The following is a 23179-nucleotide window of genomic DNA, read 5'->3' as shown; positions in this document are numbered from 1 at the left end:
TCAGGAACGGAAAAGATGAAAGCCGAAGACGTTCGCAACGCCTATGCCATGCCGCTGACCAACCCTGCCTATCCGCCGGGGCCTTACCGCTTCATTGACCGGGAATATGTCATCATCAGCTACCGCACGGACCCGGAAGCGCTGCGCGCCGTGGTGCCGGAGCCGCTGGAAATCGTCGATCCGATCGTCAAATACGAGTTCATCAAGATGCCGGACTCGACCGGTTTCGGCGACTACACGGAATCCGGACAGGTGATCCCCGTCCGCTTCGAGGGTGAAGAAGGCGTCTATGTGCACGCCATGTATCTCGACGACGACGCGCCGATTGCCGGCGGACGCGAGATCTGGGGTTTTCCGAAGAAGCTCGCTTTTCCGAAGCTCGTGCATGAGGGCGAGGTGATCGTCGGCACCCTGCATTACGGCTCCGTGCTCTGCGCCAGCGCGTCCATGGGCTACAAGCACCGCTCGGTGGATGCCGATGAGATCGCCCATTCGCTTGCCAAGCCGAATTTCCTCGTCAAGATCATCCCGCATGTCGACGCGAGCCCACGCATCTGCGAGCTGGTGCGCTATCATCTCGAAGACATCACCGTGAAGGGTGCTTGGACCGGCCCGGCCGATCTGCAACTCTTCCGCCACGTCATTGCCGATGTCGCCCGCCTGCCGGTGCTGGAGATCGTCTCGGCCGTGCATTTTGTCGCCGACCTCACGCTGGGGCTTGGCGAAGTGGTGCATGATTACATGGGCGAACCGGAGTGAAGGACACGATTATGGACGAACAGGTCAGGTTGCAGCCCAAGCGCAAATCCGAAACGCCGGATATCGCCGACATCGTCGGCGGCTATCCGGCGGTCGGCCTCGTCTTCCAGGGCGGCGGCGCGCTCGGTGCCTACCAGGCTGGCGTGTTCCAGGCGCTCGACGAAGCCGGCATCGAGGCGAATTGGCTGTCCGGCGTCTCGATCGGCGCCGTGAATGCCGCGATCATCGCCGGCAACACCAAGGGCAACCGGCTCGACCGGCTGCGCGACTTCTGGGAGACGATCTCCGCCCGCAAGGTATGGCACTTCACGCCGGAAGGTGACGTCTTCCGCAAGCTACGCAACCAGGCAAGCGCCATGATGACGATGACGTCGGGCCTTCCCGGCTTCTTCGCGCCGCACCGCATCAACCCGTGGTTCCAGCCGCCCGGCGCCTCCACGGCGACCAGTTTCTACGACACGGCAGAACTCAAGTCGACGCTCGACCGCCTGATCAACTGGGATGTGCTGAACGATCGCCGCCAGCGGCTCAGCGTCGGCGCGGTCAATGTGCAGACCGGCAACTACCGCTATTTCGACAGCCACATCGAAGTGCTCGGGGCCGAGCACGTGATGGCTTCGGGCGCGCTTCCGCCAGCCTTCCCCGCGGTCCTCATCGAGAACGAATATTACTGGGACGGCGGCATCGTCTCCAACACGCCACTGCAATACCTGCTCGAACAGGAGGACGTGCGCGACACGCTGGTCTTCCAGGTCGACCTGTTCAGCGCGCGCGGCATCCTGCCCCGCGACATGGCGGATGTGCTCGCCCGGCACAAGGACATCATGTATTCCAGCCGCACCCGCAACAACACGGACACGTTCCGGCGCATCCACAATCTGCGCCTGAAATTGCACCAGGCGCTGCTGCGTGTGCCGCCGGAAGCGTTGACGGATGCGGACCGGGAGTTCCTCACCGCCATGGAGGATGTGCCGCAGATCAACATCGTGCACCTGATCTACCAGCAGAAGATCTACGAAAGCGATGCCAAGGACTACGAATTCTCCGGCACCTCGATGCGCGAACACTGGGATTCCGGCTACCAGGACACGCGCAAGACCCTGAAACACCGCCGCTGGCTGGAAAAACCGCCGGAATCCGTCGGCATGACCGTGCATGATGTGCATCGGGACGACCCAAGCTGATCCATACCGGAAATACTATTGCGATAAAATAAAACTCAAGATTTCACTGTCACAGACTTAATATTATACGGTCATCACGGCATTACAATTCCACGTTTCTATGAAGAGGCCAACTCTTAAACAGGAGAGAGAGACATGGAAGCCAACCGTGAAATCGAGAAGGATTATTCGCTGATGGAGTTCGTTGCTGAACTCCGCCGGCTGGCAGACACGCTGGAATCGAACGAGCGTTTCTCGATCCAGATCGACGAAGAAGAAGTCCTCGTTCCCGAGCACGCCACTGCCTCGATCGCCTTCGAGATTGAAGACGGCCGCGCCGAAATCGAATTCCAGCTGACCTGGGAAGCCGGTGAAGCCGAAGGCGAAGACGACGAGCAGGACGACGCCGAAGAAAAAGAAGAAGAAGCCGCCGCTTAAACCGCATCGGCCGGCACAGGGGTAGCCTTGGAGGCTGCCGGGTTCTGCGGCGAAGCCTCCGCCGCAGAGCTTCTGCCCGCGAAGCGGTGGCTTCACACCGCCCTGTTCTGCACCGGCGCCCGCCCGCCACCGTCCGCCACCAGCACGGCGCCAGTGACGAAGGAGGCCTCCTCGGAGGCGAGGAACAGGCAGCAGGCGGCGATTTCCTCAGGTTCGGCGACGCGCCTCAGCGCGATGCGGCCCGTCAGCGCGGCAAATTCCGCCTCCGCCGTCGTGCCGTTCAGCCGGGCCGCCTCGCGCATTTCCTCTTCGCTCATCGGCGTGCGCACCCAGCCCGGCGCGACCGCATTGGCGCGGATGCCGTCCGGCCCGTGCGCATAGGCGAGGCTGCGCGTATAGGAGACCAACGCGGCCTTGCTCGCCGAATAGGCGGCGTTCTGGCCGCTGGCATTGAAGGCACCGACGGAGGCGATGTTGACGATTGCGCCGCCTTGCCGTTTCAAGAGCGGCAGTGCTGCCCGACAGGTCATCATCGCGCCTGTCACATTGATGGCGAAGGTCTTTTGCCAGACATCATCGGTGAGACTCGCCGGCTCGTCGGGAATGAGGATGCCGGCGGCATTGACGAGAATGTCGAGCCGGTCCCCGCAAGCCGCGATCGCCGCCGCAATATCCCCGGCATCGGTAACGTCGCCATGCACCGCCGCGCCGCCGCAAGCCTCGGCTACCGCATCGAGCGCGGCACTGCCGAGACCGAACAGCACGACGTCAGCGCCCTCGCGGGCAAATCGCTCGGCGTTGGCGCGGCCCATGCCGGTCGCGGCTCCGGTCACCAGCGCCTTGCGGCCTTGCAGGCGGCCGCTCATTCGAGCCCCCACTGCCGTTCGACGGCGAAGCCGGTTTCCGGCAGGCTGGAGCCGCCATCGACGACGATCGTCTGGCCGGTCGTATATTTCGCCTGTTCGGAGGCGAGGTAGAGCATGGCGCAGGCAATGTCGTCGGCCTCGCCATAGCGGCCCATCGGGATGAAGCAGCTCGCCTTCTTCATCGTCTCGGGCTGACTCATCGTGCCGCGCCCCGGTTTTTCGATGAAGCCGGGCTCGACGCCGTTGACGGTGATCCCGTCGCGCGCCAGTTCGAAGGCGGCACCCCGGATGAAGGCATTCACTCCGGCCTTCGCCGCCGAATAATGCGCGCCCCCGGCCATCGCCATCCGTGCAGAGACGGACGAGGTGACGAGGATGCGGCCGAAACCGTTGGCGCGCATGACGGGTGCCGCCGCCTGCGCCAGCCAGAAGCAGGCCTTCAGGTTGAGCGACAGTGCCTCTTCCAGCTTGTCTTCGTCGAGATCCGCGATATTGGCCCAGGGGCAGCCGCCGGCATTGTGCACGACGATATCGAGGCGGCCCGCCTCCTCCGCCGTCTCGGTGATTAGTCGGGCAACACCGCTCCGGCCGAGATCTCCGAGCGGCACGGCGCTAGCCGCAAGCCCGCATGCCAAGAGATCGGCCGCAAGCGCCTGCCCCGCCTCGACCGTGCGATTGGCGATGACGACCTTGGCGCCGGCCTCAGCGAGGCGCGTGACGATCGCCGCACCGATGCCACGCCCACCGCCGGTCACGAGTGCCACCCTGCCCGAGAGATCGAAGGGTCGCACCATGATCAAACCAACCCTGCTTCGCGCAACAGCGACACGAAGCGGCCGAACACCGCGGTGTGGCGGTCGACATCCTCGGCGGTCGTTGCCGGACACATCAGGAACATCGTGTGAAAGGGCGTCACCAGGATGCCCTCGTTCATGTAGAAGGCGTGCAGCAGCGTCTCCAGGTCGCCGCGCCGGGCGGCAATGACGTCTGCGCCGTTGCGCGGCAGCTCGGGCATGAACATGATTTCCGCCCGCGCGCCGATCTGCGTGACGTGCCAGGGCAGACGGTTTTCCGCGATGATGGCGCGGGCACCCTCCGCCAGCCGCGAGGCATTGGCGATCATCCGCTCGAAATTCTCCGGCGTCAGCACCTCTTCCAGCACCGCGCGCATGGTGGCGATGGTGAGTGCATTGCCGGCCAGCGTGCCGCCGATGCCGAGATGGGCGGACTGGCGCACGCGCGGGTCGACCTTCGGCACGATCACCCAGAGCCGCTCGGCGATCTCCTGCGAGACGCCGAAAATGCCCGCCGGTATGCCGCCGGCAATCGCCTTGCCCGCCACCAGCATGTCCGGCTCCAGGCCGTTGAGGCGCGCATAGCCGCCGGGACCGCTGGAAATCGTGTGCGTCTCGTCGATGATCAGCACCGTGCCGGTGTGCCGGGTAAGGTCCCGCAAAGCCTCAAGAAACCCGTCCGCAACCGGAATCATGCCGAAATTCGTCATCAGCGGTTCGGTCAACACGCAGGCGACGTCGTGGTCCGAAAGCGCGCGTTCCAGCGCCTCCACGTCGTTGAACTCCACCACCTTCGAAACGGCGGAATGATCGACGCCGTTCGGGTGGATCATGTTGCGCATACCGACGCGGCCGTCGCGAAGTTCGACATGCGCCTCCTCCACGCCGCCATGATAACAGCCGGAAAAGACAAGCACCTTCGGCCGGCCGGTGATCATGCGGGCGATGCGGATGGCGCCGCGGTTCGCGTCGGTGGCCGAGGTGGTCAGCGTCCAGTACGGCAGGCCGAAGCGGCGGGTGAGTTCCGCACCGACCCACAGGCTGTCTTCCGTCGGCAGCATCGTGGTGACGCCGCGGCGAAGCTGGCGCATGGCGGCATTCGTCACCGCCTCCGGCGCGTGGCCGCACATGCCGCCGGTATCGCCGAGGCAGAAATCGACATAGTCTCGGCCGTCGACATCGCGGATATGGGCGCCGCTCGCCTCATCGACGTAAATGGGAAATCCGCCGGCCCAACGGCGCATCCAGTGGGACGGCCCGCCGTAGAGGAAATGGCGCTGCCCCTCCTGCCAATCGGCGAAGGAACGCGGATGCTCACGCTTGAAGCGGTCCTGCTCGCGGTCGAGCAAGCGGTCGATCACCGTCACGGCCGATCTCCTCCAGTCAGCGGTTGAAAGTCGCCTCCAGATGGTTCATTATATGAACCATCATTTTGTATATAAAACCAGATTGCCGGGCCGGACCCGGCCTGTCAAGATACTTCACATGCGAACTATCTTGTCGATGCCTGAGAGGATGCCGCATGAGCACTGTTGGAAAAGCCGCGTCGCTCCTGGAACTCTTCAGCATGGCCGAGCCGGAAATCGGCCTGTCCGAACTAGCCCGCCGCGCAAACCTCAACAAGGCGACGACGCGGCGTCTGCTGGTGGCGCTCGCGGAGCACCGGCTGGTGGAGCAGGCCGCGGGCACTCGCCATTACCGGCTGGGCGCCGGCCTCTCGCGGCTCGCCCGCATCCGCGATGCGAATTTCCCCTTCGCGCGCATCGCAACGCCTGTCCTGCAGGACCTCGCTGCGGCGACCGGCGAGACCGTGCATCTGTCCGAATTCAGCGGCGGGGCACTGTTTACCGTCGGCGTGGAGCTTTCCGCGCAGGCGAACCGCGTCAATGTCGATGCCGGCCAGATCCTGCCGCTGCACGGCACCGCCTCGGGCATCGCCTTCCTCGCCTTCACGGCGCCGGATTTCGTTGCGGCCTATCTGGCAAAACGCCTGGAAGCGTTCACACCCCACACGCTTACCGCCCGGGAAAAAGTCGCCGAACAGGTGCGGCTTGCCGCAGAACGCGGCTATTCCGTCAGCGCGCAGGGCTACTCCGAGGGCGTGCACAGCATCGCCGCGCCGGTGCTCGGCCCGGATGGTCATGCGGTGGGGGCACTGTCGGTCGCGGCACCGCTGTCGCGGGTCGATGATGCGGTCGCGGCCGCCCAGGGCGAGGCCGTCATGCGGGCGGCACGCGAGATCGCGGCGCGTCTCAATGGCGAGCCCCTCACCCGAGCGAGATCCAGGCCGTCTTGAGATCGGTATATTTGTCGAAGGCGTGCAGCGACTTGTCGCGGCCGAAACCGGACTGGCCAAAGCCGCCGAGCGGCACGGTGATATCGGCGCCGCCATAGGTGTTGACATGCACGACGCCGGCGCGGACCGCGCGCACCATGCGGTGGGCAGTCGCGAGGTTCGTCGTCCACACCGCGGACGCCAGGCCGTAGACGGTCGCGTTGGCAAGCCGCACGGCCTCCGCCTCGTCCTCAAAGCGCGAGACGGCGAGCACGGGGCCGAACACTTCTTCGCGCGCAAGCCGCATTGCCGGCGTCACCTCGTCGAAAATGGTCGGCGCCATGTAGTAGCCGCCCGTTTCCTCCCTCAAGCGGTTGCCGCCGGTGACCAGGCGCGCGCCGTCCTCCTCCGCCGCCGCGACATGGCCAAGATTCTTGGCAAGCTGTTCGGCGCTGCTGACGGCCCCAGCATCCGAGGCGAGGTCGAGCGGATCGCCGACCCTCATGCCGCGTGTCACCGCCACCAGCCTCTCGATAAACCGGTCATAGACCGAGGACTGCACTAGGAGGCGCGAGCCCGCGACGCAGACCTGGCCGGAATTGCGGAAGATGCCAAAGGCGGAGACTTTTGCCGCCTGGTCCAGATCCGGCGCATCGGCGAAGACGATATTCGGCGACTTGCCGCCCAGTTCGAGATGCACGCGCTTGAGGTTCGAGCGGGCGGAATATTCGAGCAGCCGGCGCCCGACGCCGCCCGAGCCGGTAAAGGCGATGGCATCGACATCCCTATGCAGGCCGAGCGCCTCGCCGGTGACGCTGCCCCGCCCGGTGACCACGTTGAACACGCCCTCCGGAAGGCCGGCTTCCGCCGCAAGCTCGCCAAGGCGAAGGAGCGTCAACGACGCCACCTCCGCCGGCTTCAGCACGACCGAATTGCCGGCGGCCAGCGCTGGCGCCACCTTCCAGGCGCCGATCATCATCGGGAAATTCCAAGGCACGATGGCCGCCACCACGCCGAGCGGCTCGCGGTGGATGAGCCCCAGCACATCGGCCTGCGTCGGCGCGATCTCGCCATAGACCTTGTCGATCGCCTCCGCATAATAGCGGAAGGTGCCGGCGGCCGAGAGCGGCTCCGCCTTGTAGGCCATCGAAATCTCGGTGCCGTTGTCGCGCACGCCAAGCACCGCGAGTTCCAGCGCATGCGCCTCGATGAGGTCGGCGAGTTTCAAGAGCACCTTCTTGCGCCCGGCCGGCGCCATGCGCGACCAGGACCCCTTTTCGAAGGCGGCGCGGGCGGCACGGACGGCGCGGTCGACATCCTCGCGACCGGCGTCGGCGATGGTGGTGAGCACCGTGCCGTCGATCGGCGAGAGCACGTCGAGATGCCCGCCGTTCAAAGGCGCCGCCCAGGCTCCGGCGATGAACAGGCCCTGCGGGGCGACGGGTCTGCCGCGCAGCGCGTCGATCTCGGCTTGGTTCATGGGTCCTGTCCTATGGATTGGCGGGCGCGGCAGCCACCACGGGGCGCGCGCGCCACAGGCCGATGGCGAAGATGGCGAGGCCGAGCAGTGAGATGGCGAGCAGCACGGCGGCGATCGGCCGCGTGATGAAGATGCTCAGGTCCCCGTTGGACAGCGCCAGCGACTGCATCATGCGGTTTTCGAAAAGCGGGCCGAGAACGAGGCCGATGACGAGCGGGAAACCAGGAATATCGTTGCGCAGCATGATCTTGCCGATGATGGCGAAGAAGACGGCGATCAAGGCATCCGAGATACGGTAATTCTGCGTGTAGCAACCGACCAGCGAGAGCACGAGAACGGTCATGCCGATGAAACGCGGTTCGATGCGCGCGAGCTTCATGATCGGTTTCGTGGCGAAGAGCAGGATGCCGAGGATGACGATGTTGAGCAGGAACAGCGAGATATAGAGGCCGGAGATGAATTCCGGATGCTGGGCGAACAGCTGCGGACCCGGAATGTAATTGTGGATCATGAAGACCGACAGGATCATCGCCATCAGCGGATCGACCGGGATGCCAAGCGCCAGCAGTGGCACCAGCGTGGTGGAAGTGCAGGCGCTGATCGACGCCTCGGATGCGATCAGCCCTTCCGGCGAACCCTTGCCGAACTGTTCCGGCGTCTTCGAGGCGCGCTTGGTCAGCGAATAGGACAGGAACTGCGCACCGAACTCGCCCACGCCGGGCAGCAGGCCCATCGTTACGCCGAGCCCGGCGGAGCGCCCCAGCGTGCGCGGATAGCGCAGCGCCTCCAAAAGGCCGCGAAACCGGTTGTGATAGACGGCGGAAGGCGGCGCCTGCTTGTAGCCGGGCGTGCGCAGCAGCACGAAGGCCTGCGACATGGCGAAGAGGCCGATCACCGTCGGCACCAGCGGAATGCCGCCCATCAGGAACGGCTCGCCGAAGGTGAAGCGCTGCGTGTTGAAGAAGCGCTCGAAGCCGACCGTGCCGAGCAGGATGCCGAAGCCGAGCGAGATGATCGCCAGCAGCCCCTGGTGCTGGTGCGCCAGAAGCACCGAGACGATCGCGACCAACGCGACCATGGCATATTCCACCGCACCAAAATGGGCGGCGATGGTGGCGAGGTAGGGCGCCAGCACCACCAGCGCGACGACGCTGATCGTGCCGCCGATGAAGGAGGAGGAATAGGCCAGCGACAGGGCACGATGCGCCTCGCCGCGCTGCGCCATGGGGTAGCCGTCATAGGTGGTCAGCACGTTGACGGGCGTTCCCGGCACCTTGATCAGGATGGCCGGTATCGCGCCGCCGTACCAGGCACCGCCATAGGTGCCGAGCAGCAGGGTGACGCCGGCAAGAGGCTCCATGCCGAGCGTGAAGGGCAGCAGGATCGCCATGGCGCCGGCAGGCTCCAGGCCCGGCACCGCGCCGATCAGGATGCCGATGAAGGCGCCGGCGACCAGCGCCAGGAGGACGTTGAAATGCGCGATGTTCTCGAAGCCGAGAATGATGGAGTCCATGACGGCGGGTTCCTACAGATAGGGGCCGATGAGGTTGCCGATGCCGCCCGGAAGCCAGGTGAAGATCGACGCGTGAAGGAACCACAGGCCCATGACGCCGCGCAGCAGCACCACGATGACCACGGTGAAGGCGAGGTTCCACGCCATCCAGCGCCGGCTGCGAAGGCCGCAGGCCCAAAGGCACGCCTGGCCGAACAGCAGGGTAGAGATCGCGAAACCGAGGATCGGGATCGCCGCCATGTAGAGGCAGAACAGGGCGGTGTAGCCGAAGGCCGGCAGCAGATCGCCGAATGCAGAGAGCGCGCGGCCGAGATAGGCGTGCGGATCGGGCGAAAGCCGCCAGCCGCGCAGGAGCCGCAGCGCCAGCACCAGCCCCGGCAGGCCGATCATGGCGATGCCGAGGATGGGAATGTTGCGCGGCGAGAGGAACCAGGCCTTGTCGGCCGGCTGCACATGGGTGGCGAAGGGCAGAAGGAGCGCAAGCCCCAAGGCGATGACGAGGCAGGCAAGCCCCACCGCCGCCACCGCTTCGCCCGGCGGAAATTCCTGGTTCTGGCCCTGCTCGTCCATGCTCGTTGTCCCCCGCGATTTTCAGATGGATTGGAAGGGCCGACCTACTTCTTCAGGTCCTTCACCAGTTCTTCGGCCGCGGCATAGTCCTTGTCGATGCGCGCGACGGCATCCGCCGCATTCATCCAGTAGACGCCGGCGCCGGTCGCCTCGGAGACGGCCTTGGCCCGGTCGCTCTTCATTGCTTCTTCGGCTATCGTCGCGATCTTGTCCTTGATTTCCTGCGGCGTGCCCTTCGGCACGAAAAGGCCGTTCCACAGCGTGATATTCAGGCCCGGCACCTGATCGGACAGCAGTCTCGCTTCCGGCTTGATGGAGAGCGGCGCGTCCGTATAGGCCGCCAGCACCTTGACGTCGTCGAGGCAGGACAGCACCGTCGCCATGGTCGTGTTCATCACGTCGGCGTCGCCATTGGCGAGCGTCGAGCAATCCAGCGAGTTGAACGCCGCGTCGGCGCCAAAGGTGAAGCCGAGCTTCTTGGCGGCGGCGAAGGTCGCCATGGTGGGGATCAGGTCGTAGCCGAAATGGCCGAGCTTCACCGGGTTCGCCTTGGCATAGGCGGCAAGGCCGGCAAGATCGTCATAGGGCGCATCCTTCCTGGCGACGAGCGCGAAGGGATAGGTCAGGAAGATGCCGACCGGCTCGAAGGCGTCGCGGCCATAGGGCGCGTTGCCCTGGATGACATGCATGGTCGGGACGTCGATGACCAGCGAGCCGACCGTATAGCCGTCCGGATCGGACTGGGCGACGGCGGTCGCGCCTTCCACCGCACCGCCGCCCGGTCGGTTGACGACCTTGGCCGGCGCGCCCGCGCTGGCGGTAAACGTGTCGGCGATGATGCGGGTCAACTGGTCTTCCAGGTCGCCCGGAGGCCAAGGAACGATGAAGGTGACCGGGCGCTCGGGATATTCCGCGTGCGCCGGCACTGCCAGGGCGGCGGCTAGCGTCGTCGTGGCGAGCGCAAGGGTGAGAAATCGAGTCATGCTGCTTTTCTCCCATACAGTGCGGACAGGATATCCGCGTTCCCATCGGTTCATTTATTGAACCATCATTTTGACTATAGACTTGCAAACGAACCGGCTTGCTGTCAAGTTAATTCACATGTGAAGTAAGTGGCGCCTTGGAGGAGGCATCGGCATGGTCAGAGAGGGACGTCCACGCATCCTGGTGATCGGCACCGGAGACACCAAGGCCGACGAACTGAGCTTCATGCGCGAGCGCATCGAAGCGGTCGATGGCCGCGCCGTCATGATGGATGTCAGCGTGCTCTGCGACCCGCCCTACCGGCCCGAACATGACCGCCATGCCGTCGCAGAAGCCGCCGGCACGACGATCGACGCCATCGCCAACAGCGGCGACGAAAACAGTGCCATGACGCTGATGGCGCTCGGCGCTGCGCGGCTTGCCCGCAGCCTCTACGACCGCGGCGAGATCGACGGCGTCATCGCGCTCGGCGGCACGATGGGCACTGACCTTGCCCTCGACGTGGCGCTGGCCCTGCCGCTCGGCGTGCCGAAATTCGTCGTCTCGACCATCGCCTATTCCCATCTGGTGCCGCCGGACCGCATCGCGACCGACCTGATGATGATCCTGTGGGCGGGCGGCCTCTATGGCCTGAACAGCACCTGCAAGGCCGTGCTCTCGCAGGCCTGCGGCGCGGTGGTCGGCGCCGCAAGGGCCGTGGTGCGTCCGCAGGCGGAGCGGCCGATCGTCGGCATGAGTTCGCTCGGCAAAAGCTGCCTGAAATATATGGTGACGCTGAAGCCGGCGCTGGAGCGGCGCGGCTACGAGGTCGTCGTGTTCCACACGACCGGCATGGGTGGCCGCGCGCTGGAGGCGATCGCCGCACAACGCGGCTTTGCCGCCGTGCTCGATTTTTCCCTGCAGGAGGTCGCCAACCAGCATATGGGCTCGGTGGTGAATTCCGGCCCCGACCGCCTGGAAAATGCCAGCCGCAGCGGCATTCCGCAGATCGTCGCGCCCGGCGCCATCGACATGGTGGATTTCCCGACCTGGCAGCCGGTGCCGGCGCGTTTTGCCGAGCGTCCCTACCACGCGCACAACCGCCTGCTCGCCTCGGTCACCTCAGATGGCGAGACGCGCCGGGAGATCGCCCGCGCCATCGCCGGAAAGCTGGCGACCGCGACCGGCGCCACCGCCTTCATCCTGCCTGCCGGCGGCCTCCAGCAATGGGACCAGGAGGGCGAACCGCTGCACGAGCCCGACGCGCTTGCCGCCTTCGTCGACGAAATGCGCGAAAGCATTCCGGATAGTGTCGAGTTGCACGAGATCGCCGGCCACATCAATGACGATGCCTTCTGCGCCAAGGCGCTGGAAATCTTCGACCGCTGGGTGGCCGAGGGCATCGTTCGGCCGGGGGTGGCATGATGACGAAACCGGCGGCACTGGTGCTCGATTTCGGCGGCGTCATCACCAAGACGCTGTTCGAGACGCATGCGCTCAGCGAGCAGGCCATCGGCCTGCCGCCCGGCACGCTCGCCTGGCGCGGGCCGTTCGATCCGGCGTCTGATCCGCTCTGGCGTGCCATGCAGGCCGATGAGATCAGCGAGCGTGACTATTGGAAGATCCGCACAAGCGAGGTCGGTCGGCTGGTCGGCGAGGACTGGAACGACATGTCGACCTTCGTGCGCCGCGCCGCGGCGCTGATCCTGAGGCCGTCATCCGCCCGGAGGCGGTGCAGGCCATCCGCACGGCACACGAAAGCGGCATCCGCCTCGCCATCCTCTCCAACGAGCTCGACCTGTTCTACGGCAAAGATTTCCGGCAACGCCTGCCCCTGCTTTCGCTGTTCGAAACTATCGTCGACGCCACCTATACCGGCATCCTCAAGCCGGACGCCCGCGCCTATGCCGCCGTTTGTGAAGCACTGGCGCTGCGGGCCGAAGCCTGCGTCTTCGTCGACGACCAGAAGCGCAATGTGGATGGCGCTGTCGCCGCCGGCATGCGCACGGTATGGTTCGACGTCGCAGAGCCCGCCCGTTCCTATGCCGCAGCGCTCGCCCTGTTCGGCCTGCCTTCACCCGAAATCCGTCACGAGAGTATCTGAGCCATGCGCGACATCAATTTCCTCAGTGAGAACAATGCAAAGCCGATCTGGCACCCGATGGCGCATCCGGCTGAAATGCGCGCCTCGCCGCCGCGTGTCATCATGCAGGGCGAAGGCGCGATGGTGACCGATATCGACGGCCGCACCGTGCTCGATGCCGTCGGTGGCCTGTGGAACGTCAATCTCGGCTATAGCTGCGACCCCATCAAGCAGGCGATCGCTAGGCAGCTCGACGCCCTGCCCTATTATTCCGGCTTCCGCGGCACCTCCACCGGCCCCTCGATCGAGCTCGCCTACGAACTGGCGCAATGGTTCGAGCCCGAAGGTATGGTGCGCAGCTTTTTCACGTCGGGCGGTTCGGATTCGGTCGAGACGGCGCTGAGGCTCGCGCGGCAATATTGGAAGATCCGCGGCCAGGCCGACCGCACGAAATTCCTCGCGCTGAAGAAGAGCTATCACGGCACGCATTTCGGCGGCGCCTCGGTCAACGGCAATGCCAATTTCCGCCGCAACTACGAACCGCTGATGCCCGGCGTCTTCCACACGCCCGCCCCCTGGACCTACCGCAATCCCTTCGACGAGACGGACCCGGAAAAACTCGCCGCCCTGTGCGCCCGTGCCATCGAGGAGGAGATCAGCTTCCAGGGCGCCGACACCATCGCCGCCTTCATCATGGAGCCCATCCTCGGCGCCGGCGGCGTCATCGTCCCGCATGAGAGCTTCATGCCACTGGTCCGCGACATCTGCGACCGCCACGAAATTCTGCTGATCGCCGACGAGGTGGTGACCGGGTTCGGGCGCACCGGCGCCTGGTCGGGTTCGCGGCTGACGGGCGTCAAGCCGGATTTCATGACCATCGCCAAGGCCATCACGTCGGGCTATTTCCCGCTCGGCGCCACGCTGATCTCCGCCAAGGTGGCCGAGGTGTTCGAGGCCGACAAGACCAGTTTTGGCGCCATCGGCCACGGCTACACATATTCCGGTCACCCCGTTGGCTGCGCCGCCGGTCTTGCGGCGCTCGCTGAAACCAAGCGCCTCGCACTGAACGAAAACGCCACCGCGCGTGGTGCGGAACTGGCGACGGCGCTGGAAGCCCTCAAGACGAAACGCGCGTCTGTCGGCGACGTGCGCGGCAAGGGGCTGATGGCGGCGCTCGAAATCGTCGTCGACCGCGTAACGAAAAAGCCGGTCGACAAGAAGACCATGGCAAGGATCGCCGATGCCGCCTACGATGCCGGCGTCATGTTGCGCGTGTCCGGCAACATGATCATCCTCTCCCCGCCGCTGATCGTCACGGCGAAGGATATCGCCACGATCGCTGAAGGGCTGGACGCGGGGCTGGCGGCGGCGGGTTGAGTCCTGCCGTCAGAAATCGCTGGCGTTGACGTAAAGGGCGGCAAGCGCCTCGAAACCCGCTTGGTCCTCCTCAGTGAAGCGGCCCGGCAGCGGGCTGTCGAGATCGAGCACGCCAAAAATCCGGCCGTCCCGGGCGAGCGGCACGACGAGTTCGGCGCGCGAGGCGGCATCGCAGGCGATGTGACCGGGGAAGGCGTGCACGTCCGGCAGGAGCTGGCTGCGCGCCTCGGCGACCGCGCTGCCGCACACGCCCTTGCCGACCGGGATGCGCACGCAGGCGACCTTGCCCTGGAAGGGGCCGAGCACCAGTTCGTCAGCGGATTTCAGGAAGTAGAAGCCGGCCCAGTTGAGATCGGCGACCGCATCGTAGATCAGCGCGGAGAGGTTCGCCGCATTGGCGATGGCGTCGCGTTCGCCATGCAGCAGGCCCTCGGCCTGCGCGATGAGGTCACGGTAGAAGCTCAACTTGTCCGTCGCCTCGATTTTCCGGATGTCGTGCATGGCAGTTCCCTCGGCTGGGTACGAGCTTCGTCGATAGCCCCGGGAACCGCGGCTGGCAAGCATGCTTCGTTCAGGCGCGCGGCGCGCAGACGAGCGCCTCGCTGCCTTCGACCCGGCCGATCACCACGTCAATGCCGTAGATGTCCTTCAGCCTCTGCGGCGTCAGGGTCTCCGCCGGCGCGCCGAGCGCCATCAACGTGCCGTCCTTCAAGAGCGCCACGCGGTCGGCGACCTGCAAGGCGTGATCGGGATTGTGCGTGGAGAGCACGATAGCGAGGCCCTGGCTGGCGAGCGTGCGAATATGGGCGAGCAGCCGAATTTGGTTGCCATAGTCGAGATTGGCCGTTGGCTCGTCCATCACGATGATACGCGCCTGCTGCGCGAGCGCCCGGGCGATGAGGGCAAGCCGCCGCTCGCCGCCGCTGATCTCGGTGCAGGGCGTGTCGGCGAGCCCGGTTATGCCAAGACTTTCGAGTGCGGCATCCGCAATTGCCCGGTCCCGCTCGCCCGGCATCGCAAAGGCCTTGAGATGCGCGGCGCGGCCCATCAGCACGACATCGCGAACCGTGAACGGAAAGGGTGCGGCATGGGCCTGCGGCACATAGGCGATGCGCAGTGCCCGCTCGCGCCGCGAACACGCCGACAGTGGCTTCCCATCGAGCGTGACCGCCCCGGCCTTCACCGGCAGGAGGCCGAGCATGGTCTTGAACAGCGTGGTCTTGCCGGCGCCGTTCGCACCGAGAAGCGCCAGCACCTCGCCCTCGGCCAGCGACAGGCTGACCGCGTGGCCGATCTCACGATCCCGGTAACCGAAGGCGAGTGATTTCAGCGCGAGCGTCATGACCAGCCCCGCTTTCCGGCAATGAGCAGCCAGAGGAAAAACGGCGCGCCGACCACCGCCGTCAGGATGCCGAGCGGCACCTCGATTGTCGCGATCGAGCGCGCCAGCATGTCGACGACGATGAGATAGGCAGCGCCGAGCAGCATGGCGGCCGGCAGCAGGCGGCGGAAATCCGGACCGACCAGCATGCGCGCGACATGCGGGATGATGAGCCCGATCCAGCCGACGATTCCGGTAACGGAGACCGTCGCCGCCGTCACCAGCGTGGCACCGGCGATCAGCGCGATGCGCGTCTTCAGCGTATCGATGCCGAGCGTCTGCGCCTCCTCCTCGCCAAGCGTCATGACATTCATGCGCCAGCGCAGCAGCACGAGCGGCACGAGGCCGAGCACGACGGCCGGCAGGATCGACAGCACGTCGAACCGCGTGATCGCCGTCAGGCTGCCGAGCAGCCAGTAGGTGATCGCCGGCAGTTGGTCGTAGGGATCGGCGAGAACCTTGATCAGCGAGATGCCGGCGCCGATCAGCGCCTGGATGGCGATGCCGGCCAGCACCAGGGTCAGCACCGGATCCCGCTCGCGCACCAGCGCGCCGATCGCCGAGACCGCGAGCACGGCGACAAGCCCGCCGGCGAAGGCGGCAAGCTGGATGGCAAGCACGGGCAGCGACAGGAAGATGCCCAGAACCGCGCCGAGGCTTGCGCCAACCGACACGCCGAGCAGGTCCGGCGAGACCAGCGGGTTGCGAAACAGCCCCTGATAGGTCGCCCCTGCGGCGGCAAGCGACGCACCGACGATGACCGCCGCCGCCACGCGCGGCAGGCGCACATTCCACAGAACCGTCGAGAGAACAGAGTCGGCGCCCTCGCCCGTCACCAGCTGCCTCAGCGCATCGAACACCGGGCGCGGCCCGCTGCCATATTTGCCGACCATCATGGAGAGGGCGGCAAGCAGCAGCACGGCAATCAGGCCCGCACCGATGAAGAGCCTGCCCTGCCCTTTCGGCAGGGCGGCCGTGTCGCGCATCTACTTCGCAGCCGCCTTGCCAGGCCCCAGCAAGGTCTCAAGCTGGGCGTCGTCGAGTTCGACCTGGTAGAACAGCTTGAAGAACTCCCGCACTTCCTGATCGAGCGCGCCCGGGAAAGCCTCGGGATAGAGCGTGTGTTCGAGCCAGGCGATGCCGATCAGGCGGTTGATGCCGGGCGGGGAATCGATCCAGCCGAAAGGCAGGCTGGGCGTGACATGGATGCGGGCCGCCTTGACCGCTTCGAGCTCCGCCCAGAGCGGGTCGCTCTTCACGCTCGCCGCAAATTTCGGCGAGGCGGCGAGGATGACATCCGGCTTCCACGACAGGATCTGTTCCAGCGACACCTGGGTGAGGCCGCCCTTGCCGGCGGCGGCGGCGACGTTCCTGGCACCGGCCGCTTCGAGAATCTCCATGTTGATCGAGCCGGCGAGGCCCGTTTCCAGCCCCTCCGCGCCGCGGCCATAATAGACCGCCGGGCGCTTGTCCTCGGGAATTCCGGCGAGGCCCTTCTCCAGCGCGGCGAGCCTGGCTTCGGCATAGGCCGCAAGGGTCTCCGCCCGCTCAGAGACGCCGAGGATGGCGCCGGTTTCCCGCAGCGTTTCGGCGCTCTTCGCAAAGGCGCCGTCGATCAGGATATAGGGGATGCCGGTCTGTGCCTGCACCTTGTCGGCAAGCGAGGCATAGGTCGGGTTGACCGTGCCGACATCGATGATGATGTCGGGCTTGGCCGCCAGCACCGCCTCCATATTCGCCGTCCCGCCCTTGCCCGTCAGCTGCCCGAAGGTCGCCAGGTCGCGGACGGAGGGCAGAAGGAAGGCCTTCTCCTCGCCCTTCGGCTCACGCACCCAGCCGGCGAGCTTTTCCGGCGCGAGCACATAGACGAGCACCGAGGCCGGGGGACCCGCGGCCAGCACCCGCTCGATCTTGTCCGGCACTTCGACGGTTCGCCCGGCCGCATCGGTGATCGTGCGCGCCCCGGCCGGCAGGACCGATGCGAGGAAGACGACGAAGACAAAAAGGCAGCGCAAGACCGGCATGGACTCTCTCCCGCGATATAGTGAGGCAAATATATCGTCGGTTCCTGACAGCAAGGCAACACCCGCCGTCCTTCCCCTGCACTCTTCCAAAACGTTATGTTTTATGAAATATAACGAAGGAAGGATTTGCCGAGGACCCCATGCAAGCAGAAATCTGGATCGCCGCCGCACTCGTCCTTCGGGAGAACGGTGAAACGCTCCTGGTCCGCAAGCGCGGCACGGGCGCCTTCATGCAGCCCGGCGGAAAGATCGAGCCCGGAGAAACGCCGAAGGCAGCGCTGGCGCGCGAGCTGCGCGAGGAGATCGGCCTCGACATTGCACCGTCGCGCATGGCGCCGTTCGGCCGCTTCGAGGCGGCGGCGGCCAACGAGCCGGATCACATCGTCACCGCCCATGTCTTCCAAGTCGAGCTTCGGCACGAAGCCGTCGCGCCGGCTGCGGAAATCGAGGAGGCGGTCTGGGTGCCGGTCCATGCGGCGGGTGCGCTGCCGCTTGCCCCGCTGACGCGCGATCACATCCTGCCGCTGTTCTGTCAGATGCAGTTTTCGACGGAACTGCATTACGGCCAGCCCTGGAGCGCCGAAACACCTACCCTGTCCCTGTCAGAATAGCCAACCGGACATCCCATGCCGACCTTGCCGCGCCCGCACTCCCTCTCCTCCCCCAGGCTGCTGCTTCCCGTCGAAGCCGCGCCGGAGGAGGTTGCCGTGAAGGCCGGGTCGCAGCGCCTGAAGACCTGGGACATCCCCTCGACCTTTCACTGCTCGATCGTCGGAACCTGCCTGACAACAGGCGAGCTTCGCCAGCTTCTGGCCAAAGCCGGGCAGGAGGATGCGCGTAGCGCCACGGACCACACGCTGCATGGCCGCGGCGTGCGCACCGCCGGACAGCGGGATTATGCCGCAAAACTCCTCAACAAGGCGCTCGACAAGCGCCATGAGGTGAGCATCAAGCGTATTCCGCTGCAGGCCGACGAACAGGAATTGCGCCGGATCTGGCGGGAAAGTTTTGATCGCGGCGACATTGCCGGCCCTTACTGGGCCTTGATGAGCCATCCGGCGAGCCCGCCGGCGCTGATCCGCGATATTTTCGGCGAGGTCCACATGCTATCGCATCTCGTCGGCAGCGCGAGCCGCCTCGATCTCGCCCGGCTGACGCGGCTGGAGAAGGACCTTGAGCAGGAGAAGGACAAAGGCGAGCGCCAGGAAAAGCGGCTGGCCGTCGCCGCCGACGAGCGCGTCGCGCTCCGGCAGCGCATCCGGCAGCTCGAAGAGCGGGTCGTGCAGGCGGAAGCGACCGCCGCACCCTTCGGCCAGCGCGCACGCGCGGACGAAGGCAGCCCAGCGGAACGCGTGGAAACCGAGGCTGCGCGCGCCAACGCGCTCTCCCAGCGGCTTGCCGAGGCCGAGGACAGGTGCCGCGCCTTGCAGCGCGAACTCGAACAGTTGCAGGACCACAGCCATTTGATCCTCAGGGAGAACGAGGCGCTCGAAGCGGCCGTGACCGCGCAGCTCCAGACCGGCGGCAGCCAGGCGAGCCCGCAGCCGGCAGGCCCCGTGCTCTATGTCGGCGGCCGGCGCAATCTTTTCGACCACCTGCGCGCATATGCCGAAAGCCGCAATGTCGACCTCCTGCTGCACGATGGCGGCATGGAGGACAGCACGACGCTGCTGCCGGCACTTGTCGGACAGGCATCGACGATCCTGTTTCCGGTCGATCACATCAGCCACAGCGCCGTCGGCCTGGTAAAACGCCTGTGCCGCGCGCAGGGAAAACCCTACCTCCCACTGCGCTCCGCCGGCCTCGCGAGCTTCCTCGCCGCCATTACAGGAGCCGGCGGCACCTACGGCAGGCTGTAGCCGCCTCTTCTCTCTCTACTTCTGATTTACCTGCCAGCTGGCAGGCAAAAGCGCGCCTCGCCGCCCATCGGTCGTCAGCCGATGGAGCGGCTCTTTGCGTTTTTCGCGATCCCCCAAAGACGTCGTTGACAGCAAATATTCAGATGATATCTTGAAAATATATTTTATGGAGCGACCCAAAGTGCAGCCTCTCTCCACCAAGAAAATGCGCCTGAGCGACGTCGCCTATCACGGGCTGCGCACCGCCATCATCAAGGCGGAACTGCTGCCGGGCTCGCCGATCGACGAGAAGGAATGCATGGAGCGGCTGGCGGTCGGCCGCACGCCGCTGCGCGAGGCGCTGCAAAGGCTGGCGCAGGAAGACCTGCTGCTGGCGGTGCCGCAGCGCGGCTATTTCGTCTCCTCCACCTCGGCCACCGATTTCTTCCAGCTCCAAGAATTCCGCCTTCAGGCCGAGCTCTGGGCCGCGCGGCTTGCCGCCACCCGCATCAGCGATGCGCAGCTCGACCGTCTGGCCGCGCTGATCGAGGAGGCGCGCGCCGGCGTCGAAGCCAAGCGCATGGAGATCGAATGGCATCTCGGCATCGACGAAGAGATGCACAAGCTGATCGCCGAGGCCTCCGGCAACACCTACCTGATGCAGGCGCTGACGCGGCTCTATGCACTGTCGGTGCGCAGCCTCTATGTCTCGCGCATGCCTGTCGCGCTGCTTTTCGAAGACCTGAACGACATGGTGGTGATCCACGAGGCGCTCGCCAGCCGCGATCCCGACAGGGCGGAGGCGGCGATGCGGGGGCACCTCTCGGTCAGCGCGACGAACCTCATCCGGCCCGTCGAGCCTTCCCGCCAGACGCGCATGGAGACACGGAAATGATCGCCGCGCGCCGGGGCAACCTCGTGACACTGGCGCTTCTCGCCCCGTCCCTCCTCAGCGCCATCCTCCTGCTCGTTATCCCGATCCTTATCGTCATCGCCTTTTCCTTCGCCGAGCAGGACACCTATGGCGGCGCGAAATTCGGCTTCACGCTGGCGAGCTACCGCGAACTCTTCCAGGCGATCTATCTGCCGATCTTCCTGAATTCGCTCCAGCTTGCCGCGGTCTCCACCGTCGTCTGCCTGCTGGTCGGCTATCCCATCGCCTATTTCATCGCGCTGCGCGCCGGGCGCCATGCCGGGCTGCTGCTGGCGCTGCTGCTCATTCCCTTCTGGATCGATTTCATCGTGCGCATGTCGGCCTGGATGGTGCTGCTCGGCCGCAACGGCACGATCAACAGCGCGCTCCTCGGCCTCGGCTTCACCGAGCAGCCGATCCGCATGATCGGCACCTATCCGGCCGTGCTCGTCGGCATGCTCTATGCCTTCCTGCCGACCACGGTGCTGCCCATCCATGCCGCGCTGAACGGCCTCGACAAACGGCTGCTGGAAGCCGCCGACGATCTCGGCGCGACGCCGCTGCAATCCTTCTGGCGGGTCACCTTCCCGCTGTCACTGCCGGGCGTGATGGCCGCCATCCTCTTCGTCTTCGTGCCGGCCATGGGCGTCTATGCCATCCCCGTCCTGCTCGGCGGCGGCAAGAGCATCATTCTCGGCAACCTGATCGTCCAGCTCTTTCTCGACTTCCGCAACATGCCGCTCGGCGCGGCTGTCTCCGTCGTGCTGCTGGTCATCTCGTCGGGCATCATCGTCTGCTACATGCGCGTGCTGCGCTCCGTCGAGGAGGCGCGGGCATGAGGAAGCTCATCGCGCTTTACGTGCCCGCCGCCACGCTGATCGGCTATATCTTCCTCTTCGCGCCGCTGTCGGTCCTCGTCATCTACGCCTTCAATGCCGGCCGTTCGACCGTGGTCTGGGAAGGGTTTTCGCTGGCCTGGTTTGCGGAAGCGCTGCGCGACCGCGGGCTCAGGGCCGGCCTGCAAGTCAGCGTCATCGTCGCCATCGCCTCGGCCGCACTCGCAACGATGATCGGCACAAGTGCCGCACTTGCCGTGGTCAAGCGCCCCTTTGCGGGCAAGAACCTGTTCTCGACGCTCATCATCGCGCCGCTCGTGCTGCCGGAGATCGTGCTCGCCGTCGGCCTGCTCGTCGCGACCGTCTGGACCGGTGTGCCCCTCGGCTACGGCACGCTGATCGCCGGCCATGTGCTCGTGTCGATCCCGTTCAGCTTCCTGATCGTGCGCGCCGCCGCCTCCGGTCTCGATCCGCGGCTCGACGAGGCCGCCGCCGATCTCGGCGCCAACGGCAAGCAGGCTTTCCTGCGCGTGACGCTGCCGCTGCTGGCGCCGGCCATCCTCTCGGCCTTCCTGCTGTGTGCGGTGATCTCATTCGACAATTTCGTCGTCTCGACCTTCGTCTCCGGCGTCGGCTCCACGCCGCTGCCGATCCAGATCTACGCCACGCTGAAATCCGGCCTCACGCCGAAGATCAATGCGCTCGGCGCCATGCTGATCGCGGTCAACGTGCTGGTCATCCTCGTCGTCATGAGCCGCTACCTCAAGACGATCCGCAAACAATCATAAGAACCACCAACCAAGAAATGGGGAATGCGCAATGAAAAACTGGAGAACACTTTTTGCATCGGTCAGCCTGGTCGCCATCGCGTCCGGCGCCTCGGCCGCGGAACTCAATATCTACGCCTGGTCGGGCGAAGTGCCGCAGGAGATCGTCGACGACTTCGCGAAGGAGACCGGCATCACGGTGACCTTCGACACCTATGATTCCAACGAGACGATGATGGCGAAGCTGTCGGCCGGCGCCAGCGGCTACGACCTCATCGAACCCAGCCAGTACACCGTGCAGGTGCTCGCCAAGCAGGGCCTGTTGCAGGAGCTGGACCACACCAAGATCCCGAACATCGGCAATCTCGGCGCACCCTTCAAGGAGGTCTCCTACGATCCCGGCCAGAAATGGTCGGTACCCTATATCTGGGGCACCACCGGTTTTGCCTATAACGAGGACTGCGTGAAGACGCCGCCGACGAGCTGGAAGGCGCTGTGGGACCCGCAGTATGAAGGCCGCATCTACATGCTCGACAATATGCTGGCAGCCTATATCGCTGGCCTCCAGGTCAACGGCTTCGATGCCGGCACCACCAAGCCGGAGGAAATCGAGAAGGCGACCCAGTCCCTCATCGAGCAGAAGAAGGTGCTTGGCGGTTACAACAGCACCAATTACGGCGACCTGCTCGCCTCGGGCGAAGCCTGCATCGTGCAGGGCTGGAACGGTTCCATCGCACAGGTGATGGTGACCAATCCGAAGGTGAAATACGTCATTCCGGATGAAGGCGGCTCGATGTGGATCGATGGTTTCGCCATTCCGACATCGGCCAAGAATGTCGAGGAAGCCTACAAGTTCATCGACTACATCATGCGGCCGGACGTCGCCGCCAAGGCGGCGGATCTCTCGAAATCGGCGACCGTCATCGACAAGGCCAAGGCGCTGCTGCCGAAGGAAACAGCAGGAAACGCCGCCATCTATCCGCCGGAAGACAAGCTGATGAAGGCCGACTTCATCCTCGATGTCGGCGATGCGACAAAACTCTACCAGGATGGCTGGACCAAGGTGAAGACCGCCCAGTAACGGCGGCCCAAACCATCGGCGGCCGGTTTGCCGGCCGCCCCTTTCCCTGAGCGAGTTC

23 protein-coding genes and 1 pseudogene are annotated in these 23179 nt (G+C 65.4%); 13 read left to right on the top strand and 11 right to left on the bottom strand.

Features of this window, described 5'->3' with window-relative positions:
* Nucleotides 1-15: 15 nt before the first annotated feature.
* The 3 genes from J2Y63_RS03790 (at nt 16) to J2Y63_RS03780 (ending at nt 2360) form a co-directional block, all read left to right on the top strand.
* On the top strand, nt 16-759 hold the full coding sequence (locus tag J2Y63_RS03790; protein ID WP_435264995.1) for an acetoacetate decarboxylase: 744 nt from the start codon (nt 16-18) through the stop codon (nt 757-759).
* An 11-nt stretch (nt 760-770) separates the two neighbouring features.
* Entirely contained in the window at nt 771-1943 is a 1173-nt protein-coding gene (locus J2Y63_RS03785; protein ID WP_435265037.1) for a patatin-like phospholipase family protein, read from the top strand.
* A 135-nt stretch (nt 1944-2078) separates the two neighbouring features.
* The gene (locus J2Y63_RS03780; protein WP_435264994.1) at nt 2079-2360 is read left to right on the top strand and encodes an amphi-Trp domain-containing protein; all 282 of its coding nucleotides are present in this window, start codon (nt 2079-2081) and stop codon (nt 2358-2360) included.
* A gap of 92 nt (nt 2361-2452) precedes the next feature.
* Here the strand turns inward: J2Y63_RS03780 and J2Y63_RS03775 are convergent, their stop codons facing one another.
* Genes J2Y63_RS03775 through J2Y63_RS03765 form a run of 3 tightly spaced genes read right to left on the bottom strand, consistent with a single transcriptional unit; the run spans nt 2453 to nt 5387 of the window.
* On the bottom strand, nt 2453-3226 hold the full coding sequence (locus J2Y63_RS03775; RefSeq protein WP_435264993.1) for an SDR family NAD(P)-dependent oxidoreductase: 774 nt from the start codon (nt 3224-3226) through the stop codon (nt 2453-2455).
* Nucleotides 3223-4020 carry an SDR family NAD(P)-dependent oxidoreductase gene (locus J2Y63_RS03770; protein ID WP_435264992.1) on the bottom strand — a complete coding sequence of 266 codons (798 nt, stop codon included), beginning with the start codon at nt 4018-4020 and terminating at the stop codon, nt 3223-3225. The genes J2Y63_RS03775 and J2Y63_RS03770 overlap by 4 nt, the downstream gene beginning before the upstream one ends.
* Before the next feature lie 2 nt (nt 4021-4022).
* Nucleotides 4023-5387, bottom strand: a complete 1365-nt coding sequence (locus J2Y63_RS03765; protein WP_435264991.1) for a transaminase — start codon at nt 5385-5387, stop codon at nt 4023-4025.
* Between the two features lie 155 nt (nt 5388-5542).
* Here J2Y63_RS03765 and J2Y63_RS03760 point away from each other — a divergent pair, with 155 nt between their 5' ends.
* A complete protein-coding gene (locus J2Y63_RS03760) occupies nt 5543-6316 on the top strand; it encodes an IclR family transcriptional regulator (protein WP_435264990.1) in 774 nt (257 codons plus the stop codon).
* Here the strand turns inward: J2Y63_RS03760 and J2Y63_RS03755 are convergent.
* From J2Y63_RS03755 to J2Y63_RS03740, 4 genes are read right to left on the bottom strand one after another with little or no spacing between them, the layout of a single operon-like run.
* Nucleotides 6288-7775 carry an aldehyde dehydrogenase gene (locus tag J2Y63_RS03755; RefSeq protein WP_435264989.1) on the bottom strand — a complete coding sequence of 496 codons (1488 nt, stop codon included), beginning with the start codon at nt 7773-7775 and terminating at the stop codon, nt 6288-6290. The two genes, J2Y63_RS03760 and J2Y63_RS03755, sit on opposite strands and share 29 nt — an antisense overlap.
* A gap of 10 nt (nt 7776-7785) precedes the next feature.
* On the bottom strand, nt 7786-9288 hold the full coding sequence (locus tag J2Y63_RS03750) for a tripartite tricarboxylate transporter permease (RefSeq protein ID WP_435264988.1): 1503 nt from the start codon (nt 9286-9288) through the stop codon (nt 7786-7788).
* Nucleotides 9289-9300: 12 nt separating this feature from the next.
* Nucleotides 9301-9858, bottom strand: coding sequence for a tripartite tricarboxylate transporter TctB family protein (locus tag J2Y63_RS03745; protein ID WP_435264987.1), 558 nt, complete (start codon nt 9856-9858; stop codon nt 9301-9303).
* A 44-nt stretch (nt 9859-9902) separates the two neighbouring features.
* Nucleotides 9903-10841, bottom strand: a complete 939-nt coding sequence (locus J2Y63_RS03740) for a tripartite tricarboxylate transporter substrate binding protein (RefSeq protein ID WP_435264986.1) — start codon at nt 10839-10841, stop codon at nt 9903-9905.
* A 154-nt stretch (nt 10842-10995) separates the two neighbouring features.
* Between J2Y63_RS03740 and J2Y63_RS03735 the strand changes: the two genes are divergently transcribed.
* The 3 genes and pseudogenes from J2Y63_RS03735 to J2Y63_RS03725 all read left to right on the top strand — a co-directional run bounded on the left by J2Y63_RS03735 (nt 10996) and on the right by J2Y63_RS03725 (nt 14281).
* Nucleotides 10996-12246 (top strand): Tm-1-like ATP-binding domain-containing protein, encoded by a 1251-nt coding sequence (locus J2Y63_RS03735; protein ID WP_435264985.1) that lies wholly within the window; start codon nt 10996-10998, stop codon nt 12244-12246.
* Nucleotides 12246-12925 (top strand): annotated as a pseudogene (locus J2Y63_RS03730) (HAD family hydrolase). The gene J2Y63_RS03735 and the pseudogene J2Y63_RS03730 overlap by 1 nt, the downstream one beginning before the upstream one ends.
* A 3-nt stretch (nt 12926-12928) precedes the next feature.
* On the top strand, nt 12929-14281 hold the full coding sequence (locus tag J2Y63_RS03725; protein ID WP_435264984.1) for an aminotransferase class III-fold pyridoxal phosphate-dependent enzyme: 1353 nt from the start codon (nt 12929-12931) through the stop codon (nt 14279-14281).
* 9 nt (nt 14282-14290) lie between these two features.
* On the opposite strand, the gene J2Y63_RS03720 is transcribed toward J2Y63_RS03725, so the two are convergent.
* The 4 genes from J2Y63_RS03720 to J2Y63_RS03705 all read right to left on the bottom strand — a co-directional run bounded on the left by J2Y63_RS03720 (nt 14291) and on the right by J2Y63_RS03705 (nt 17686).
* Nucleotides 14291-14782: a GAF domain-containing protein gene (locus J2Y63_RS03720; RefSeq protein WP_435264983.1), complete on the bottom strand. Its 492-nt coding sequence runs from the start codon at nt 14780-14782 to the stop codon at nt 14291-14293.
* A gap of 70 nt (nt 14783-14852) precedes the next feature.
* The gene (locus tag J2Y63_RS03715) at nt 14853-15623 is read right to left on the bottom strand and encodes an ABC transporter ATP-binding protein (RefSeq protein ID WP_435264982.1); all 771 of its coding nucleotides are present in this window, start codon (nt 15621-15623) and stop codon (nt 14853-14855) included.
* Nucleotides 15620-16648, bottom strand: coding sequence for a FecCD family ABC transporter permease (locus J2Y63_RS03710; RefSeq protein WP_435264981.1), 1029 nt, complete (start codon nt 16646-16648; stop codon nt 15620-15622). Before J2Y63_RS03710 ends, J2Y63_RS03715 begins: the two co-directional genes overlap by 4 nt.
* Nucleotides 16649-17686 carry an ABC transporter substrate-binding protein gene (locus tag J2Y63_RS03705; protein ID WP_435264980.1) on the bottom strand — a complete coding sequence of 346 codons (1038 nt, stop codon included), beginning with the start codon at nt 17684-17686 and terminating at the stop codon, nt 16649-16651.
* 140 nt (nt 17687-17826) lie between these two features.
* On the opposite strand from J2Y63_RS03705, the gene J2Y63_RS03700 reads away from it, so the two are divergent.
* The 6 genes from J2Y63_RS03700 (at nt 17827) to J2Y63_RS03675 (ending at nt 23121) form a co-directional block, all read left to right on the top strand.
* Nucleotides 17827-18297: an NUDIX hydrolase gene (locus J2Y63_RS03700; RefSeq protein ID WP_435264979.1), complete on the top strand. Its 471-nt coding sequence runs from the start codon at nt 17827-17829 to the stop codon at nt 18295-18297.
* Nucleotides 18298-18312: 15 nt separating this feature from the next.
* Nucleotides 18313-19545 carry a DUF2325 domain-containing protein gene (locus J2Y63_RS03695; protein WP_435264978.1) on the top strand — a complete coding sequence of 411 codons (1233 nt, stop codon included), beginning with the start codon at nt 18313-18315 and terminating at the stop codon, nt 19543-19545.
* Between the two features lie 181 nt (nt 19546-19726).
* A complete protein-coding gene (locus tag J2Y63_RS03690) occupies nt 19727-20419 on the top strand; it encodes a GntR family transcriptional regulator (protein ID WP_256114483.1) in 693 nt (230 codons plus the stop codon).
* The gene (locus J2Y63_RS03685) at nt 20416-21276 is read left to right on the top strand and encodes an ABC transporter permease (RefSeq protein ID WP_435264977.1); all 861 of its coding nucleotides are present in this window, start codon (nt 20416-20418) and stop codon (nt 21274-21276) included. The genes J2Y63_RS03690 and J2Y63_RS03685 overlap by 4 nt, the downstream gene beginning before the upstream one ends.
* Nucleotides 21273-22061: an ABC transporter permease gene (locus J2Y63_RS03680; RefSeq protein WP_435264976.1), complete on the top strand. Its 789-nt coding sequence runs from the start codon at nt 21273-21275 to the stop codon at nt 22059-22061. Before J2Y63_RS03685 ends, J2Y63_RS03680 begins: the two co-directional genes overlap by 4 nt.
* A gap of 31 nt (nt 22062-22092) precedes the next feature.
* Entirely contained in the window at nt 22093-23121 is a 1029-nt protein-coding gene (locus tag J2Y63_RS03675; RefSeq protein ID WP_435264975.1) for an ABC transporter substrate-binding protein, read from the top strand.
* The last annotated feature ends 58 nt before the right edge of the window (nt 23122-23179 follow it).

It is taken from the genome of Shinella sp. BE166 (assembly GCF_051201095.1).
Lineage (GTDB): Bacteria > Pseudomonadota > Alphaproteobacteria > Rhizobiales > Rhizobiaceae > Shinella > Shinella lacus.
This window is presented reverse-complemented; position numbering and strand designations above follow the sequence as displayed.